Here is a 15,613-nt window from a genome sequence, read left to right as displayed (position 1 = left end):
CCCCCGCGGGGAGGGCGCGCGGCGCGGGTCTCAGCCGCGCGAGACGACGACCTGCTGGATCACCACGTCCTCGACCGGGCGGTCGTACGGCTTGGTGGTGGCGGTGGTGGCGATCGCGTCCACCACCTTCTGGCTGGCCTCGTCGGCGACCTCGCCGAAGATGGTGTGCTTGCCGGTCAGCCAGGTGGTCGGGGCGACCGTGACGAAGAACTGCGAGCCGTTGGTGCCCGGGCCCGCGTTGGCCATCGCCAGCAGGTACGGCTTGGTGAAGGCGAGGTCCGGGTGGAACTCGTCGGCGAACTTGTAGCCCGGGCCGCCGGTGCCGTTGCCCAGCGGGTCGCCGCCCTGGATCATGAAGCCCTCGATGACCCGGTGGAAGACCGTGCCGTCGTACAGCGGCTTGGCGGCCAGCTCGCCGGTCTCCGGGTTCTTCCACTCGCGGGTGCCCTCGGCCAGCTCCACGAAGTTGGCCACGGTCTTCGGAGCGTGGTTCGGGAAGAGCTTGACCACGATGTCACCGTGGTTGGTCTTCAGGGTGGCGGTGAGTTCCTCGGCCACGGCAGTACCTTCCTTGTTTTCCACTGACTATCCGAAGAATCATCCCACGCGGCCCGCGTACGGCTCAGCCGAAGGTGCCCGGCGGCCGGGCGCGATGCATGATCTCCTATCAGGTGGAAAAGTGCATACCGGACCACACCGGAGACCCGCCGAGAAGGAGAAGCCCGTGAGCCGTACGGACACCGCGCGCGAGACCGCCGGACGGGCGAAGGACGCCGTCGCGCCCTACGCCGTCTCCGCCAAGGAGGCCGCCCTGCACTACGCGGAAGGGGCCAGGCAGACCCTCGGCCCCAAGCTGGAGGCGCTCGGCCCGAAGGCCGCGGCCGCCGGGGCGCAGGCCAAGGCGGGAGCAGGGCAGGCCGCGCACGCCGCCCGGGTGCAGTACGTCAAGCACGTCGCCCCGCACCTGGAGAACGCCTTCTCCAACCTCCCCCCCGAGACTCAGAAGGCCGCGCTCCGGGCCGTCCACCGGGCCCAGGAGGCCGCCCTCGCCGCCAAGGTCTCGGCCGGGCAGGCCGCCGGGCAGGCCAAGGCCACCGTGGTGCCGAAGGTCACCGAGACCTTCCAGGCCGCCAAGGACACCGTCACCCCGATCGCCCAGGAGGCGCAGCAGCGCGGCGCCGCCGCGGTCACCGCGCTGCACGGCAACGTCAGCGCCGCCGAGATCGGCGCGCTGGCCGCGAAGAACGCCAAGAAGCAGCACCGCAACGGCTGGGCCACCGGTCTCGCGGTGGCCGGCACCCTGGCCATCGGCACCGGCGTGCTGGCCTGGCAGTGGTACCGCAAGCAGAACAACCCCGAGTGGCTGACCGAGGCCCCGGCGCCGGTCACCCCGCCGAGCACCGTCCCGGCCGGTGCCTCGTCCACCGCGACGGCCGCGGCCCCGTCCTCCCCGGTCTCTCCGGTCTCCCCGGTCTCCCCCGACGAGCCAACCCCCGGCAGCGTCGCCGGCGGCCCGGTCGGCGGCGCGGTGCTGAACGGCTCCGTGCCGCGCGAGGAGCCCGGCTCCGGCGACGGCAGCGCGCAGATCGACGGTGACGGTGACACCGACGCCGACGCCAAGCCCGCCTCGGACGACCGCCCCAAGCCGCACGACCCGCGCAAGCCGCACTGAGCGCGCCCCGAGCACACGCGAACGGCCCCCGACCTGTTTCCCCAGGTCGGGGGCCGTTCGTCGACTGTGGAGCCTAGGGGAGTCGAACCCCTGACATCTGCCATGCAAAGACAGCGCTCTACCAACTGAGCTAAGGCCCCGAGCAACGGGGGATAGCCTACCCGCTCCCGGGCAACCGCCCACGCGGGTTTCGGACCGGCCGCGGCCCGTGCTCCGCGGGCCGGTCCGAGAAGACTGCGTCAGTCGGCGCTCAGCGGCCGGCGGGGACCGGGTCGGTCGCCTCGGTCCACAGGTCCTGCTCGGCGCGGTCCGCCTGGACCTGACGGTAGACAAAGAAGCCGCCGAGGGCGACCAGGGCGACCAGGAGGAGCTTCTTCACCGTGGGACCTCGTCCTTCTTGCTTGCTTGGATGGGGGAGCACGAACCGGCGGTCAGGGTGCAGACCGCCCTGGGGCCGATGATACACACCGGTAACCGGTTCAAGAGCGGCCCCCGCCACCGCCAACCGACCGATCCGCCACCGGCTTTGACACCCCACCATCAGTGCGATCGTCCGACCGCCGGTCCCCCGCGCGGATCACCGCCACGCCCCCGTCCAAGTCCACCGTCGAACGCGGCGGGGCGCCCTCGCCCTCCTCGTCCCGGAGCATCAGGGTGGTCTTCCGCTGCTCCAGCTCGGCCTGCTTCCCGGCCGCGAACTGGGCGTGCAACTGCTCGAACCCGGTGGCCGAGACCTGCCCCTCCCGGCCCGACCCGCGCCAGGGCACCCAGCGGCTCCGGCTGGCCCGCAGCGCGAGCTGATCCACGAAGGCCAGCACCACCAGCGCGCAGACCAGCCCCGGCAGGCTCATCGCCCAGAAGATTCCCACGCCCCGGCAACGCGCCCGGGCGCGCCACCGTTCCCGCCCGGCGGCGCGCCCGCGCACCCCTCCCGCTACGGCCTACCGCCGATGCCGCCGCCGCAGGTGGGCCACGTCCCGGCGGATCGCCCGCGCGTCCTCGGCCAGGGCGTCGCACCGGGCCTCCACGGCGTCGATCCGCGCCTCCTGCCGGGAGATCCGCTCACCGATCGCGGTGATCAGCACCCCCTGCGCCTCCAGCCGCCGCTCGATCGACCCGACCGACACCACCAGCCCCGCGACCAGCGCCGGCAGGTCCGCCGCGGTGAACCCGGGCTCCGGCTCCCCCGCGTACGGCACCGCCGGACCGTCCTCCCCCGGCCGGTACGCCCCGAACGGCTCCAGCCCGTCGATCCGCCGCCGCCAGGCCGCCACCGCCGGGTCCCGCCGCTCCGCCTCGTACTCGTCCCACCGCAGCTCGCTCCACCGCCGCCACGGCCGCCCCCGGAACGCGTGCACCACCGGCGGCCGCACCACCGGCCGCGCCGCCGCCTCCACCGCGTCCAGCAACCGCCCGCGCACCCGCCGGGCCACCTCGCTGTCCCGCAGCAGCATCGCGACGTTCAGCACGGCCCGCCGCGAGTAAAGGGCGACGCCGTTGCCACCGCCCTGCGGGCGGCCGTAGGGGTTGTCCGCCGGCGGAGCGCCTTCGCCCCCTTCATGGCCGCTGACCTGCCAGAGTGACATCTTGTCACTCTGGCCTGCGGGGTTTTCCACAGGCTTGTGGATGAAGTATCCGTTGCTCTCCAGCTCCTTCCGGTTGCGTCGGACCAACTGTCGGACGACGTCCTCGCCGACCTCGAAGTAGTCCGCCACCATCCGCGTGGTGACGTACAGGCCGTCGGGCAGCAGGACGAGGGCCTTGACCTCGTCGAGGGCTTCGGTGCGCTCGCACAGGCCGCTGCGGAGCGTCCTGGATTCGAGCAGCGCGGCTTCCATGGACATGGGAGTGCCTCACAGGGTGAATGAAGACATGACGTGGGAACCGCCCGGGAGCCCGGGGCGGGCGGGGCCGGATCATCCGCCGACCGGAGCAGAGGTCGCGCTACGTCCCACGTCACCCGATGACCGGGTCTGTCGCCCGGCTATCCCCGACTTCACATCAGTTTCGAGTCAGCTCACCCTGTGTTGCCTCTGCGCACCGGGCCCAACGAGCGGGCCGGGGCGGGGTTACGGGCCCAACACGTCGAAGGCCCCGATCACCAGGTGATCGGGGCCTTCGCGCAGGTGGGCCTAACAGGACTTGAACCTGTGGCCTCTTCCTTATCAGGGAAGCGCTCTAACCGTCTGAGCTATAGGCCCTTGCCGCACTCAAAGATTAGCGGACCGTCGGCCGATCTCCCAAATCCGTATCCCGGTGCCCCTGCGGACGGCCCTGCTCGCGGTGCTGCTCAGCGGCCCCGGCGAGCCACTGCGGGCGGGTCGGGGGCAGTCCGGAGGCGCCCGCGGGGGTGGGGCGGACGGCGAGGACCTGGTTGATGCCGATGTGGTTCTGCTCGAAGGAGACGGCGCAGGCCGCCATGTAGAGCCGCCAGACCCGGGCCCGGCCGCGGCCGGCCAGGGCGACCGCCTCGGGCCAGTGCGCCTCCAGGTTGGCGACCCACTCGCGCAGGGTGCGGCCGTAGTGCTCGCGCAGGGCCTCGACGTCGCGGACCTCGAAACCGGCCTCCTCCAGCCGGGAGACCGTGGTGCCGACGGGGGAGAGCTCGCCGTCGGGGAAGACGTAGCGGTCGATGAAGGGGGAGAGCCGGTACTCCTGGCCGGGGGGCAGCGGGCGGCGGGCGATCTGGTGGTTGAGCAGCCGGCCGCCGGGCGCCAGCAGCTCGTACAGGTGGCGGGCGTAGCGCAGGTACTGGGCGGAGCCGACGTGCTCGGCCATGCCGACGCTGGAGACGGCGTCGAAGGGGCCGTCGGGGATCTCCCGGTAGTCCTGGAGCCGGATGTCGATCCGGTCGGCGAGACCGGCCGCCGCGACCCGCTGCCGGGCCAGCGCGACCTGCTCGGTGGAGATGGAGACGCCGACCGCCCGGACGCCGTAGTGGCGGGCGGCGTGCAGCACCAGCGAGCCCCAGCCGCAGCCGACGTCCAGCAGCCGCATGCCGGGGCGCAGGCCGAGCTTGCGGCAGATCAGGTCGAGCTTGGCCGCCTGGGCGTCCTCCAGGCTCTTGGCGGCGGGCTCCCAGTAGGCGCAGGAGTAGACCATGCTGGGGCCCAGGACGAGCCGGTAGAAGTCGTTGCCGACGTCGTAGTGGTGGCTGATCGCGGCGCGGTCCCGGCCGCGGCTGTGCGCCCGGCCGCGGCGCTGGACGACCTCCTCGGGCGGGGGAGCGGGGTTGGGGCCGAGCGCGCCCAGCCGCAGGCCGGTGGCGAGCAGGCGGCGGCCGGGAGCGCCGAGGTACTCGCGGGGGCCGAGCTCCGGACGGGGGGCGTCCGGGTCCTCGGCGAAGGCGGTGACGGCGGCCAGCACCTCGTACAGGTCGGTGTCGGGGGCGAGTTCGAGGTCCCCGGAGACGTAGGCGCGGGCCAGGCCGAGTTCGCCGGGCGCCCAGAGCAGGCGGCGCAGCGCGCGGCGGTTGCGCAGGACCACGGTGGGGGCGCCGGCCGGGCCGGCCTGGGAGCCGTCCCAGGCGCGCACCCGCAGGGGGACCGGACGACCGATCAGCTCCTCCACCGCGCCGACCAGTTGCTGTGCGTGCTGCCCCATGACGGACCTTCCGACCAGTCGTGCCCGTGGGGTCGCCCGGTGACCGCGGGAAGCGGCCGGGCGGCCCGCTGACCGTTCCCGTTCTTCCATCTGTGCGCTGCGGGCCGCGGCGCCAATCCCGGTGCACCGGGCGGTCACCCGATTGCCCCCGGGGACGGCGAAGGGCCCCGGAGGCTTCAACGGCCTCCGGGGCCCCGGGAATTCCGCCGGGCCGACGCGGGGTCAGTCCTCCTCGGCGAGGGTCAGTTCGATGCCGCCGGTGAAGCCGGCGGCCGAGTTGTAGATGAACGCGGCCAGGGTCGCCAGGGCGGTCATCAGGACGATGTCGACCAGGGCGATCAGGGTGGTGAAGAGCATCACCTTGCCGAACCCGATGTAGTCCATCAGGTTGAAGGCGCTGGAGCTGTCGGAGCCGCTGCCGGTGACGTCCTTCAGGGTGCCGCTGAGCGAGGAGAAGACGCCGAGGCCGTCGAGCGTCATCCAGAGCACCGCGGCGGCCACGATGATGATCACGCCGAGGGCCAGCGACAGCAGGAAGCTGACCTTCATCACCGACCAGGGGTCGGCCTTGGTGACCCGCAGCCGGGCCTTGCGGGTCCGACCGGTGCCGCCGCCCGGGGTCGGCGCGGGACCGCCGGGACGGCGGGGCTGGCCGCCGCCCTGGCCGGGAGCGCCCGGGGAGCCCGGGGAGCCCGGGACCCGGGTGCCGCGCGGCGGGGTGGGCTGGCCCTTGGCGTAGGTGGTCGGCTGGGAGAAACCGCCCGCGGGCGGAGTGCTCGGCGGCGGGGGCGGGGTCTGGCCTCCGTAGGCCTGCTGCCCGCCCGCCAGGCCGCCCGTGGCACCTCCAGCACCCGTGGCTCCGCTCACCGTGGTCCTCCCGAACCGTCCGCCAGGACGATCGCACCGTCCTGGTCCGTCTTGTGCTCCTGCGCCGCGGGCCGGGTGGCCCTCGGTTCAACCCGTGGTGCCCGCTCCGCCGGGCGGCGGGGCGGGCACCACGGGTGCGCGTCCGGGCGTCAGCCCTGGTCGGGCGTGCCGTCCGCGTCCTGCTCGGTGGCGGTCGCGGCGCCCGTCTCGTCGACGGCGTCCTCCGCGCCCTCCTCCTCGTCGGCCTCCGCGTTGCGGGCCATGCCCACCACCGCGTCGCGCTTTCCGAGGTTGATCAGTTGGACGCCCATGGTGTCACGTCCGGTTTCACGCACTTCGGAAACCCTGGTCCGGATCACGCCGCCGGACAGCGTGATGGCCATGATCTCGTCGCTCTCCTCGACCACCAGGGCACCGACCAGCGAGCCCCGGCCCTCGACGATCTTCGCCGCCTTGATACCGAAACCACCGCGTCCCTGGACACGGTACTCGTCAACCGAGGTCCGCTTGGCGTACCCGCCGTCGGTGGCGGTGAAGACGTAGGTCCCGGGCCGCACCACGTTCATCGAGAGCAGCTCGTCGTCCTCGCGGAAGGACATGCCCTTCACTCCGGAGGTGGCCCGGCTCATCGGGCGCAGCGCCTCGTCGGTGGCCTTGAAGCGGATCGACTGGGCCTTGCGGGAGATCAGCAGCAGGTCGTCCTCGGCGGAGACCAGCTCGGCGCCGATCAGCTCGTCGTCCCGGCCCTCCTCGTCCTGCCGGAGGTTGATCGCGATCAGGCCGCCGGAGCGCGGCGAGTCGTAGTCCTTGAGCAGGGACTTCTTGACCAGGCCGCCGCGGGTGGCGAGGACGAGGTACGGCTTGTCCTCGTAGGTGCGCACGGCCATCACCTGGGTGATGTGCTCCTCCGGCTGGAAGGCCAGCAGGTTGGCGACGTGCTGGCCGCGGGCGTCGCGGCCGGCGTCCGGGAGCTCGTAGCCCTTGGCGCGGTAGACCCGGCCCTTGTTGGTGAAGAACAGGATCCAGTTGTGGGTGGTGGTCACGAAGAAGTGGTCGACGATGTCGTCCTGCTTCAGCTGCGCGCCGCGCACGCCCTTGCCGCCGCGCTTCTGCGAGCGGTAGAGGTCGGAGCGGGTGCGCTTGACGTAGCCGCCGCGGGTGATGGTGACCACGATGTCCTCCTCGGCGATGAGGTCCTCGATGGAGAGGTCGCCGTCGGAGGGGATCAGGGTGGAGCGCCGCTCGTCGCCGTACTTGTCGACGATCGCGGTGAGCTCCTCGGAGACGATCTCGCGCTGCCGGGAGGGCGAGGCGAGGATCGCGTTGTACTCGTTGATCTTGGCCTGGAGCTCGTCGTGCTCGCTGAGGATGCGGGCGCTCTCCAGCGCGGCCAGCCGGCGCAGCTGCATCTCGAGGATGGCGTTGGCCTGCAGCTCGTCGATGGCGAGCAGCTGCATCAGGCCGGTGCGGGCGGCGTCGGCGCTCTCCGAGGCGCGGATCAGGGCGATCACGGCGTCGATCTGGTCGAGCGCCTTGAGCAGCGCGCGCAGGATGTGCGCGCGCTCCTCGGCCTTGCGCAGCCGGAAGGTGGTCCGGCGGACGATGACCTCGATCTGGTGGGCGACCCAGTGCCGGATGAAGGCGTCCAGCGAGAGGGTCCGCGGCACGCCGTCGACCAGGGCGAGCATGTTGGCGCCGAAGTTGGTCTGCAGGTCGGTGTGCTTGTACAGGTTGTTGAGCACGACCTTGGCGACCGCGTCCCGCTTGAGCACGATGACCAGGCGCTGGCCGGTGCGCGAGGAGGACTCGTCGCGGACGTCGGCGATGCCGGCGATCCGGCCGTCCTTGACCAGGTCGGCGATCTTCAGCGCGAGGTTGTCCGGGTTGACCTGGAACGGCAGCTCGGTGATCACCAGGCACTGGCGGCCCTGGATCTCCTCGACCTCGACCACCGCGCGCATGGTGATCGAGCCGCGGCCGGTGCGGTAGGCGTCCTCGATGCCGCGGCGGCCGACGATCAGCGCGCCGGTGGGGAAGTCGGGGGCCTTGATCCGCTCGATCAGGGCCTCCAGCAGCTCCTCGTTGGAGGCCTCGGGGTGCTCCAGCGCCCAGAGCGCGCCGGAGGCGACCTCGCGCAGGTTGTGCGGCGGGATGTTGGTGGCCATGCCGACCGCGATGCCGGTGGCGCCGTTGATCAGCAGGTTGGGGATGCGCGAGGGCAGGACGGTCGGCTCCTGCTGCCGGCCGTCGTAGTTGGCGGCGAAGTCGACGGTCTCCTCGTCGATGTCGCGCATCATCTCCATCGCCAGCGGCATCATCTTGCACTCGGTGTAGCGCATCGCCGCGGCCGGGTCGTTGCCCGGGGAGCCGAAGTTGCCGTTGCCGTCGACCAGCGGCATCCGCATCGACCAGGGCTGGGCGAGGCGGACCAGGGTGTCGTAGATCGAGGTGTCGCCGTGCGGGTGGTAGTTGCCCATCACGTCGCCGACCACGCGGGCGCACTTGTAGTAGCCCTTCTCGGGCCGGTAGCCGCCGTCGTACATCGCGTAGAGCACGCGCCGGTGCACCGGCTTGAGGCCGTCGCGGACCTCGGGCAGGGCGCGCGAGACGATGACGCTCATCGCGTAGTCGAGGTAGGAGCGCTGCATCTCGGTCTCGAGCTCGATGAGCTCGACCCGGTTGCCGCTCTGGGCGGGGATGGTGCTGTCCTCGGGCTGCTCGCCGCCGTCCGGACGGTTGTCGTCGACCACTGCTGGTCAGTTTCCTTTCAACGATCCTTGGCGGACGTCAGACGTCCAGGAAGCGGACGTCCTTCGCGTTGCGCTGGATGAAGGAGCGGCGGGCCTCGACGTCCTCGCCCATCAGGACGGAGAACAGGTCGTCGGCGCGGGCGGCGTCCTCCAGGGTGACCTGGAGCAGCAGGCGGTGCGCGGTGTCCATGGTGGTGACGCGCAGCTCCTCGGCGTTCATCTCGCCGAGGCCCTTGAAGCGCTGGATCGCGTCGTCCTTCGGGAGCCGGCGGCCGGCCTCGACGCCGGCCGCGATCAGCGCGTCGCGCTCGCGGTCGGAGTAGGCGTACTCGAACTCGTCCCGGCCCCACTTGATCTTGTACAGCGGGGGCATCGCCAGGTAGACGTAGCCGGCCTCGACCAGCGGGCGCATGAAGCGGAACAGCAGGGTGAGCAGCAGCGTGCGGATGTGCTGTCCGTCGACGTCGGCGTCGGCCATCAGCACGATCTTGTGGTACCGCAGCTTGTCGGCGTCGTAGTCCTCCTGGATGCCGCAGCCGAAGGCCGAGATCAGCGCCTGGACCTCGGTGTTCTGCAGCACCTTGTCGATCCGGGCCTTCTCGACGTTCAGGATCTTGCCGCGGATCGGGAGGATCGCCTGGGTGCGCGGGTCGCGGCCCTGCTTGGCGGAGCCGCCGGCCGAGTCGCCCTCGACGATGAAGATCTCGCACTCGGCCGGGTCCTTGGACTGGCAGTCCGAGAGCTTGCCGGGCAGCGAGGCGGACTCCAGCAGGCCCTTGCGCCGGGTCAGGTCGCGGGCCTTGCGGGCGGCGACCCGGGCGCTGGCGGCCTGGATGGACTTGCGGATGATGTCCGCGGCCTCGTTGGGGTTGCGGTCCAGCCAGTCGGCCAGGTGCTCGTTGACCACCTTCTGGACGAAGGTCTTGGCCTCGGTGTTGCCGAGCTTGTCCTTGGTCTGGCCCTCGAACTGCGGCTCGCCGAGCTTGACCGAGATGATCGCGGTCAGGCCCTCGCGGATGTCCTCGCCGGAGAGGTTGTCGTCCTTCTCGCGGAGCAGCTTCTTGTCGCGCGCGTAACGGTTCATCAGCCCCGTCAGCGCGGCCCGGAAGCCCTCCTCGTGGGTGCCGCCGCCGTGGGTGTGGATGGTGTTGGCGAACGAGTACACGCCCTCGGTGTAGGACGAGTTCCACTGCATGGCGATCTCGGCGGAGATCGTCTTGTCCTTGTCCTCGGCCTCGAAGTCGATCACCGAGGGGTGGACCGGCTCGCCCTTGCGGGAGTTGAGGTGCGCCACGAAGTCCGCGATGCCGCCGTCGTACCGGTAGGTGACGGAGAGCGGCTTGCCCTCCTCGTCCAGGTGCTCGGGGCGCTCGTCGGTCAGCGCGATGGTCAGGCCCTTGTTGAGGAAGGCCATCTCCTGGAAGCGCCGGGAGAGCGTCTCGAACGAGTAGACGGTGGTCTCGAAGATGTCCGGGTCGGCCCAGAAGGTGACCGTGGTGCCGGTCTCCGCGGTCTCCTCGTGCCGGGCCAGCGGGGCGGTCGGCGCGCCGGACTTGTACTCCTGCGTCCAGCGGGCGCCGTCGGTGCTGATGTCCACCGCGAGGCGGGTGGAGAGCGCGTTCACCACCGAGATGCCGACGCCGTGCAGACCGCCGGAGACCGCGTAGCCGCCGCCGCCGAACTTGCCGCCCGCGTGCAGCACGGTCAGCACGACCTCGACGGCCGGCCGGTCCTGGCCCGGCATGATGCCGACCGGGATGCCTCGGCCGTTGTCGACCACCCGCACGCCGCCGTCGGCCAGGATCGTGACGCCGATGGTGTCGGCGTGGCCCGCCAGCGCCTCGTCGACCGAGTTGTCGACGATCTCGTAGACGAGGTGGTGCAGTCCGCGCTCACCGGTCGAGCCGATGTACATGCCCGGGCGCTTGCGGACGGCGTCGAGGCCCTCCAGCACCTGGATCGCGCTGGCGTCGTAGGCCTTCTGGTCGGACGGGTCTGGGGTCTGGCTGGGGTTGCCGGAATCGGCCACGAAGCGCCCTCTCTGGCACAGCGCGGGCCGCGCCCCTCCCCGACTGCCCGGGCAGGTGTGCGACCACGGCGTTTCGACTCTGTTGCTCCACGCAACGTTGTTTGCGCTTCAGTCTACCGGTACGACCGACAGAGAGGGGCGTTTGGCAGCCCCTGAGGGCAGATGTGCCGCCCTGAATCCCCTCGGGACGTGTCCCGATACTCGCGAGGGGGGCTCAGAGCGCCTGGTAGGGCTGCCAGCGATTCCGGAAGATCCCGATCCGCTCCGCCCGGGTCAGCCCCAGGTGTCGCCCGGCCCCTTGCTCCCGGGCGCCCGCAGCCGCCCGTACCCGCGCACCGGCGCGTCCGGCCCCAGCACCTTGATCACCCGGACCGTGCCGTGCCCCAGCTCGTGGTTCAGCCGTGCCACCAACTGGCGTGCCAGCAAACGGAGTTGAGTCGCCCAGGCGGTGGAGTCGCACTGCACGGTGAGCACCGCCTCGGCCTCCGCGTACGACTTCGGCTCGCAGTGCGCCGCGATGTCCGGGCCGACGATCTGCGACCAGCGGCCCATCACCCCGCCGACCGCGGCCGGCGCCTCCCAGCCCCGCTCGGTGATCAGCCGGTTCAGCGCGGCCCCCAGCGGCACCGGGTCCCGGCCGTCCGCCCGGGCGCCGCTGCGCAGGCCGGTCCGCTTGGCCTCCCGGCGCTCGCGCACCTGCTCGCCGCGCTGCCTGGCCTGCTCCTTGGCGGCGCGCAGCGCCACCCTGGCCAGGTCCACGCCCGAGAGCTCCGGGCCGTCCGCCATCCGCGCTCCATCCCCAGCCTGTGGACAACCGTTCAGACGAGCCGCCCAGGGTACGCGGTTCCCGGGTCTCACGGGGTCAGCCGGTCCACCGTGCCGCCCGAGACGCCGTAGCGGGCGCCGTCCAGCGCCTTCGGCACGTCCTCCGCGACGGCGGCGGTGACCAGCACCTGCTCGCCGCCGGCCACCAGCTCGGCCAGCCGGTCCCGGCGGCGGGCGTCCAGCTCGGCGAACACGTCGTCCAGCACCAGCACCGGCTCGCCGCCCTCGGCCCGCAGCAGCTCGTACGAGGCCAGCCGCAGCGCCAGCGCGTAGGACCAGGACTCGCCGTGGCTGGCGTAGCCCTTGGCGGGCAGCGGGCCCAGCCGCAGCAGCAGCTCGTCGCGGTGCGGGCCGACCAGGGTCAGGCCGCGGTCGACCTCCTGCTTGCGCATCGCCCGCAGGGCCTCCAGCAGCTGCTGCTCGGCCTGCTCGCGGCTGGTGGGCAGCTCGCCCTCGAAGGAGGAGCGGTACTCCAGCACGGTGTCCCCGGCGCCCGGGGCGAGCTGCCGGTACGCCTCGGCGACCAGCGGCTGCAGGGCGGCCACCAGCTGGATCCGGAAGGCGGTCAGCTCGGCGCCGGCCCGGGCCAGGTGGCCGTCCCAGACCTCCAGGGTGGCCAGGTCGGCGGACTTGCCGCCGCCCGCCCGGCGGGCCGTCGCGGCGGTCCGCAGCAGGGCGTTGCGCTGCTTGAGCACCCGCTCGTAGTCGGAGCGCACCCCGGCCAGCCGGGGGGCCCGGGCGGTCAGCAGCTCGTCCAGGAAGCGCCGCCGCTCGCCCGGGTCGCCCTTGACCAGGGCGAGGTCCTCGGGGGCGAACAGCACGGTGCGCAGCACGCCCAGCACGTCGCGCGGGCGGACGTTGTCGGAGCGGTTCAGCCGGGCCCGGTTGGCCCGGCCGGGGGTGATCTCCAGTTCGACCAGGGTGGAGCGGCCGCCCTGGGAGACCACGTCGGCCCGGACCACCGCCCGCTCGGCGCCGAGCCGCACCAGCGGGGCGTCGGTGGCCACCCGGTGGCTGCCCAGGGTGGCGATGTAGCCGACCGCCTCGACCAGGTTGGTCTTGCCCTGGCCGTTGGGGCCCACGAAGGCGGTGACGCCCGGGTCGAGCGGGACCTCGACCCGGGCGTAGGAACGGAAGTCGGCGAGCGACAGGTGCGCGACGTGCATGACGGTGGACTGCGCTCGCCTTCTGTCCGGGGGCGGTTACTTGGACTCGACCGCGTGGCCGCCGAACTGGTTGCGCAGCGCGGCGATCATCTTCATCTGCGGGGAGTCGTCCTGGCGGGAGGCGAAGCGGGCGAACAGCGAGGCGGTGATCGCCGGCAGCGGCACCGCGTGGTCGATGGCGGCCTCGACCGTCCAGCGGCCCTCGCCGGAGTCGGCGGCCCAGCCCTTGAGCTTGGCCAGGTGCTCGTCGTCGTCCAGCGCCCGGACCGCGAGGTCGAGCAGCCAGGAGCGGATGACGGTGCCCTCCTGCCAGCTGCGGAACACCTCGCGCACGTCGGTGACCTCGGGAGCGGCCTCCAGCAGCTCCCAGCCCTCGGCGAAGGCCTGCATCATCGCGTACTCGATGCCGTTGTGGACCATCTTGGCGAAGTGGCCGGCGCCGACCTTGCCGGCGTGCACCGAGCCGAAGTCGCCCTCGGGCTTGAGCGCGTCGAAGACCGGCTGCACCTTCGCGACGTGCTCGGCCTCGCCGCCGTACATCAGCGCGTAGCCGTTCTCCAGGCCCCAGACGCCGCCGGAGACGCCGCAGTCGACGAAGCCGATGCCCTGCTCGGCCAGCTGCTCGGCGTGCTTGACGTCGTCGGTCCAGCGCGAGTTGCCGCCGTCGACCACCACGTCGCCGGGGGAGAGCAGCTCGGCCAGGCGCTCGACGGTCTCCTGGGTCGGGCCGCCGGCCGGGACCATCACCCACACCACGCGGGGGGCCTCCAGCTTGGCGACCAGCTGCTCGATGCTGTCGACGTCGGCGAGGTCCGGGTTGCGGTCGTAGCCGATGACGGTGTGGCCGGCGCGGCGGATGCGCTCGCGCATGTTGCCGCCCATCTTGCCGAGACCGATGAGGCCGAGCTCCATGACAAGTCCTTCACTGTGGTGTCGTGCCTGATGACGGCGCCGTTGCCGCACCCACTGAGCCTACGCCGACGGCGAGGGAGCGCCGGGCAGCCACAGGGGCGCGGAGGCTGCTCGCCCCTCGCGCCCCTGGTAGGTCGGTACGCGGGTCAGCCGGAGAGGCGGACCGGCATGATCAGGTACTGGTAGGCCTCGTCCGGCTCCGCGTCGACCGCGGGCTTGCCGGTCAGCAGGGCCGGCTTGGTCGGGGTGGTGAAGCTCAGCTGCGCGTACGCGGCGTCGATCGCCTTGAGCCCCTCCTCCAGGTAACCCGGGTTGAAGGCGATCGAGATGTCGTCGCCCTCCAGGTCGGCGTCGATCCGCTCGGTGGCCTGCGCGTCGTCGCCCGAGCCGGCCTCCAGGGTGAGCACGCCCTGCTCGAAGTTCAGCCGGACCGGGGTGTTGCGCTCGGCCACCAGCGAGACGCGCTTGAGCGCCTCCAGGAAGGGCTGGGTCTGCACCGCGGCGACCGCCGAGAACTCGGTCGGGAAGATCGACCGGAACTTGGGGAACTCGCCCTCCAGCAGGCGGGTGGTGGTCCGCCGGCCGGCGCCCTCGAAGCCGATCAGGCCCTCGCCCGCGCCGCCGGCGGACAGCGCGATGGTGACCTGGTCGCCGCTGCCCAGCGACTTGGCGATGTCCTGCAGGGTCTTGGCGGGGACCAGCGCGACCGCGTTGATGTCGTCCTGCTCGGGCTTCCAGAGCAGCTCGCGGACGGCGAAGCGGTACCGGTCGGTGGCGGCCAGGGTGATGCCGCTGCCGTTGATCTCGACCCGGACGCCGGTGAGCACCGGCAGGGTGTCGTCGCGGCCGGCGGCCACCGCGGCCTGGCTGACCGCGGAGGCGAACACGTCGCCCGGGACGGTGCCGGTGGCGGTGGGCATCTGCGGCAGCGCCGGGTACTCGTCGACCGGGAGGGTCGGCAGGGTGAAGCGGGAGGTGCCGCAGACCACGCTGACCCGGGCGCCGTCGGTGGAGATCTCCACCGGGCGGTTGGGCAGGTTGCGCGAGATGTCGTTGAGCAGTCGGCCGGAGACCAGGACGGTGCCGGCCTCCTCGACGTCCGCCTCCAGCTCGACCCGGGCCGACACCTCGTAGTCGAACCCGGAGAGCGCCAGGGTGCCCTCCTGCGCGGTCAGCAGCAGGCCGGCCAGCACCGGCACCGGCGGCCGCGCGGGGAGGCTGCGGGCAGCCCAGGCCACCGCCTCCGCGAGGACATCACGCTCCACCCGGAACTTCACCGGTAACCGCCTCCTGGCTGCTGTCGCCGCACGGCCGGCCGGTACCGACCGCCGTGCTGTTGATCGTCTGATCCTCTTCCGGCCCCCGGTCGGGCCCCGGGCGGATCAGCTCCGCCCCGTCCTGCTCCCGGTTGCCGAAGGACAGTCTGACGTACTCGGCTGACAGCCGGGGCAGATGGGCACAAGCGAGCCGAACAAATGTCGGGGCCCGGTTGTCCACAGATTCGGGCCACCCCCACTGTTGATCAAGCTCCGAGCTCTCTATGTGTAGCAGTAGTAGTAGGGCCTGTGGATACCGTGGATAACCCCGTTTTCGCAGCTCAGAGGCCGGATTTTGTCCACAGGACCTGTGGACGGCGGCTGTGGACAACCAGGCCCTCCTGTGGACAGCGGAGAGTAATCCACAGGGCACGCTGAGTATCCACAGGTTATCCACAGCGCTGTCCACAGAAATCCCCAGAGTTATCCACCGCGCCGGATCAACATCACGTGACGCCTTTCACACCCAGGGC

13 protein-coding genes and 2 tRNA genes are annotated in these 15,613 nt (G+C 71.9%); 1 reads left to right on the top strand and 14 read right to left on the bottom strand.

Annotated features, from left to right (window positions below; genetic code table 11):
* Window positions 1-30: 30 nt before the first annotated feature.
* On the bottom strand, window positions 31-558 hold the full coding sequence (locus HUT16_RS18440; protein ID WP_176189246.1) for a peptidylprolyl isomerase: 528 nt from the start codon (window positions 556-558) through the stop codon (window positions 31-33).
* Between the two features lie 166 nt (window positions 559-724).
* On the opposite strand from HUT16_RS18440, the gene HUT16_RS18435 reads away from it, so the two are divergent.
* Window positions 725-1,672, top strand: coding sequence for a DUF5324 family protein (locus HUT16_RS18435; protein ID WP_176189245.1), 948 nt, complete (start codon window positions 725-727; stop codon window positions 1,670-1,672).
* Window positions 1,673-1,739: 67 nt separating this feature from the next.
* Here HUT16_RS18435 and HUT16_RS18430 read toward each other — a convergent pair.
* The 13 genes from HUT16_RS18430 to dnaN all read right to left on the bottom strand — a co-directional run bounded on the left by HUT16_RS18430 (window position 1,740) and on the right by dnaN (window position 15,101).
* Window positions 1,740-1,812 (bottom strand) — tRNA-Ala (locus tag HUT16_RS18430).
* Between the two features lie 110 nt (window positions 1,813-1,922).
* Window positions 1,923-2,051, bottom strand: coding sequence for a DLW-39 family protein (locus HUT16_RS37420; protein WP_014137031.1), 129 nt, complete (start codon window positions 2,049-2,051; stop codon window positions 1,923-1,925).
* A gap of 100 nt (window positions 2,052-2,151) precedes the next feature.
* The gene (locus HUT16_RS18425; protein WP_368662689.1) at window positions 2,152-2,523 is read right to left on the bottom strand and encodes a DUF6191 domain-containing protein; all 372 of its coding nucleotides are present in this window, start codon (window positions 2,521-2,523) and stop codon (window positions 2,152-2,154) included.
* Window positions 2,524-2,613: 90 nt separating this feature from the next.
* Complete coding sequence (locus HUT16_RS39260) at window positions 2,614-3,516, bottom strand: endonuclease/exonuclease/phosphatase family protein (RefSeq protein ID WP_176189244.1); 903 nt, start codon at window positions 3,514-3,516, stop codon at window positions 2,614-2,616.
* 283 nt (window positions 3,517-3,799) lie between these two features.
* Window positions 3,800-3,873, bottom strand: a tRNA-Ile gene (locus HUT16_RS18415).
* Between the two features lie 16 nt (window positions 3,874-3,889).
* Window positions 3,890-5,275 (bottom strand): cyclopropane-fatty-acyl-phospholipid synthase family protein, encoded by a 1,386-nt coding sequence (locus HUT16_RS18410; protein WP_176189243.1) that lies wholly within the window; start codon window positions 5,273-5,275, stop codon window positions 3,890-3,892.
* A gap of 222 nt (window positions 5,276-5,497) precedes the next feature.
* Entirely contained in the window at window positions 5,498-6,142 is a 645-nt protein-coding gene (locus HUT16_RS18405; RefSeq protein WP_176189242.1) for a DUF3566 domain-containing protein, read from the bottom strand.
* A gap of 149 nt (window positions 6,143-6,291) precedes the next feature.
* Window positions 6,292-8,841 (bottom strand): DNA gyrase subunit A, encoded by a 2,550-nt coding sequence (gene gyrA / locus HUT16_RS18400; RefSeq protein ID WP_176192739.1) that lies wholly within the window; start codon window positions 8,839-8,841, stop codon window positions 6,292-6,294.
* Window positions 8,842-8,929: 88 nt separating this feature from the next.
* A complete protein-coding gene (gene gyrB / locus HUT16_RS18395; RefSeq protein WP_217712081.1) occupies window positions 8,930-10,921 on the bottom strand; it encodes a DNA topoisomerase (ATP-hydrolyzing) subunit B in 1,992 nt (663 codons plus the stop codon).
* A gap of 273 nt (window positions 10,922-11,194) precedes the next feature.
* On the bottom strand, window positions 11,195-11,707 hold the full coding sequence (locus HUT16_RS18390; RefSeq protein ID WP_176189241.1) for a DUF721 domain-containing protein: 513 nt from the start codon (window positions 11,705-11,707) through the stop codon (window positions 11,195-11,197).
* 68 nt (window positions 11,708-11,775) lie between these two features.
* Window positions 11,776-12,912, bottom strand: coding sequence for a DNA replication/repair protein RecF (gene recF, locus HUT16_RS18385; RefSeq protein ID WP_176189240.1), 1,137 nt, complete (start codon window positions 12,910-12,912; stop codon window positions 11,776-11,778).
* A gap of 36 nt (window positions 12,913-12,948) precedes the next feature.
* Window positions 12,949-13,824, bottom strand: a complete 876-nt coding sequence (gene gnd / locus HUT16_RS18380; RefSeq protein ID WP_176189239.1) for a phosphogluconate dehydrogenase (NAD(+)-dependent, decarboxylating) — start codon at window positions 13,822-13,824, stop codon at window positions 12,949-12,951.
* 146 nt (window positions 13,825-13,970) lie between these two features.
* Window positions 13,971-15,101 carry a DNA polymerase III subunit beta gene (dnaN, locus tag HUT16_RS18375; protein ID WP_176189238.1) on the bottom strand — a complete coding sequence of 377 codons (1,131 nt, stop codon included), beginning with the start codon at window positions 15,099-15,101 and terminating at the stop codon, window positions 13,971-13,973.
* Window positions 15,102-15,613 lie beyond the last annotated feature (512 nt).

Source organism: Kitasatospora sp. NA04385, assembly GCF_013364235.1.
GTDB lineage: Bacteria > Actinomycetota > Actinomycetes > Streptomycetales > Streptomycetaceae > Kitasatospora.
The sequence above is the reverse complement of the archived record's forward strand: the minus strand, read 5'-3'. Positions and strand labels throughout refer to the sequence as shown.

What these genes read in the sequence shown, in the direction of transcription:
- HUT16_RS18425 (WP_368662689.1), bottom strand. Translation starts at nt 2,523, where the DNA reads ATGAGCCTGCCGGGGCTGGTCTGCGCGCTGGTGGTGCTGGCCTTCGTG.
- gnd (WP_176189239.1), bottom strand. Translation starts at nt 13,824, where the DNA reads ATGGAGCTCGGCCTCATCGGTCTCGGCAAGATGGGCGGCAACATGCGC.
- HUT16_RS18410 (WP_176189243.1), bottom strand. Translation starts at nt 5,275, where the DNA reads ATGGGGCAGCACGCACAGCAACTGGTCGGCGCGGTGGAGGAGCTGATC.
- recF (WP_176189240.1), bottom strand. Translation starts at nt 12,912, where the DNA reads ATGCACGTCGCGCACCTGTCGCTCGCCGACTTCCGTTCCTACGCCCGG.
- HUT16_RS39260 (WP_176189244.1), bottom strand. Translation starts at nt 3,516, where the DNA reads ATGTCCATGGAAGCCGCGCTGCTCGAATCCAGGACGCTCCGCAGCGGC.
- HUT16_RS18390 (WP_176189241.1), bottom strand. Translation starts at nt 11,707, where the DNA reads ATGGCGGACGGCCCGGAGCTCTCGGGCGTGGACCTGGCCAGGGTGGCG.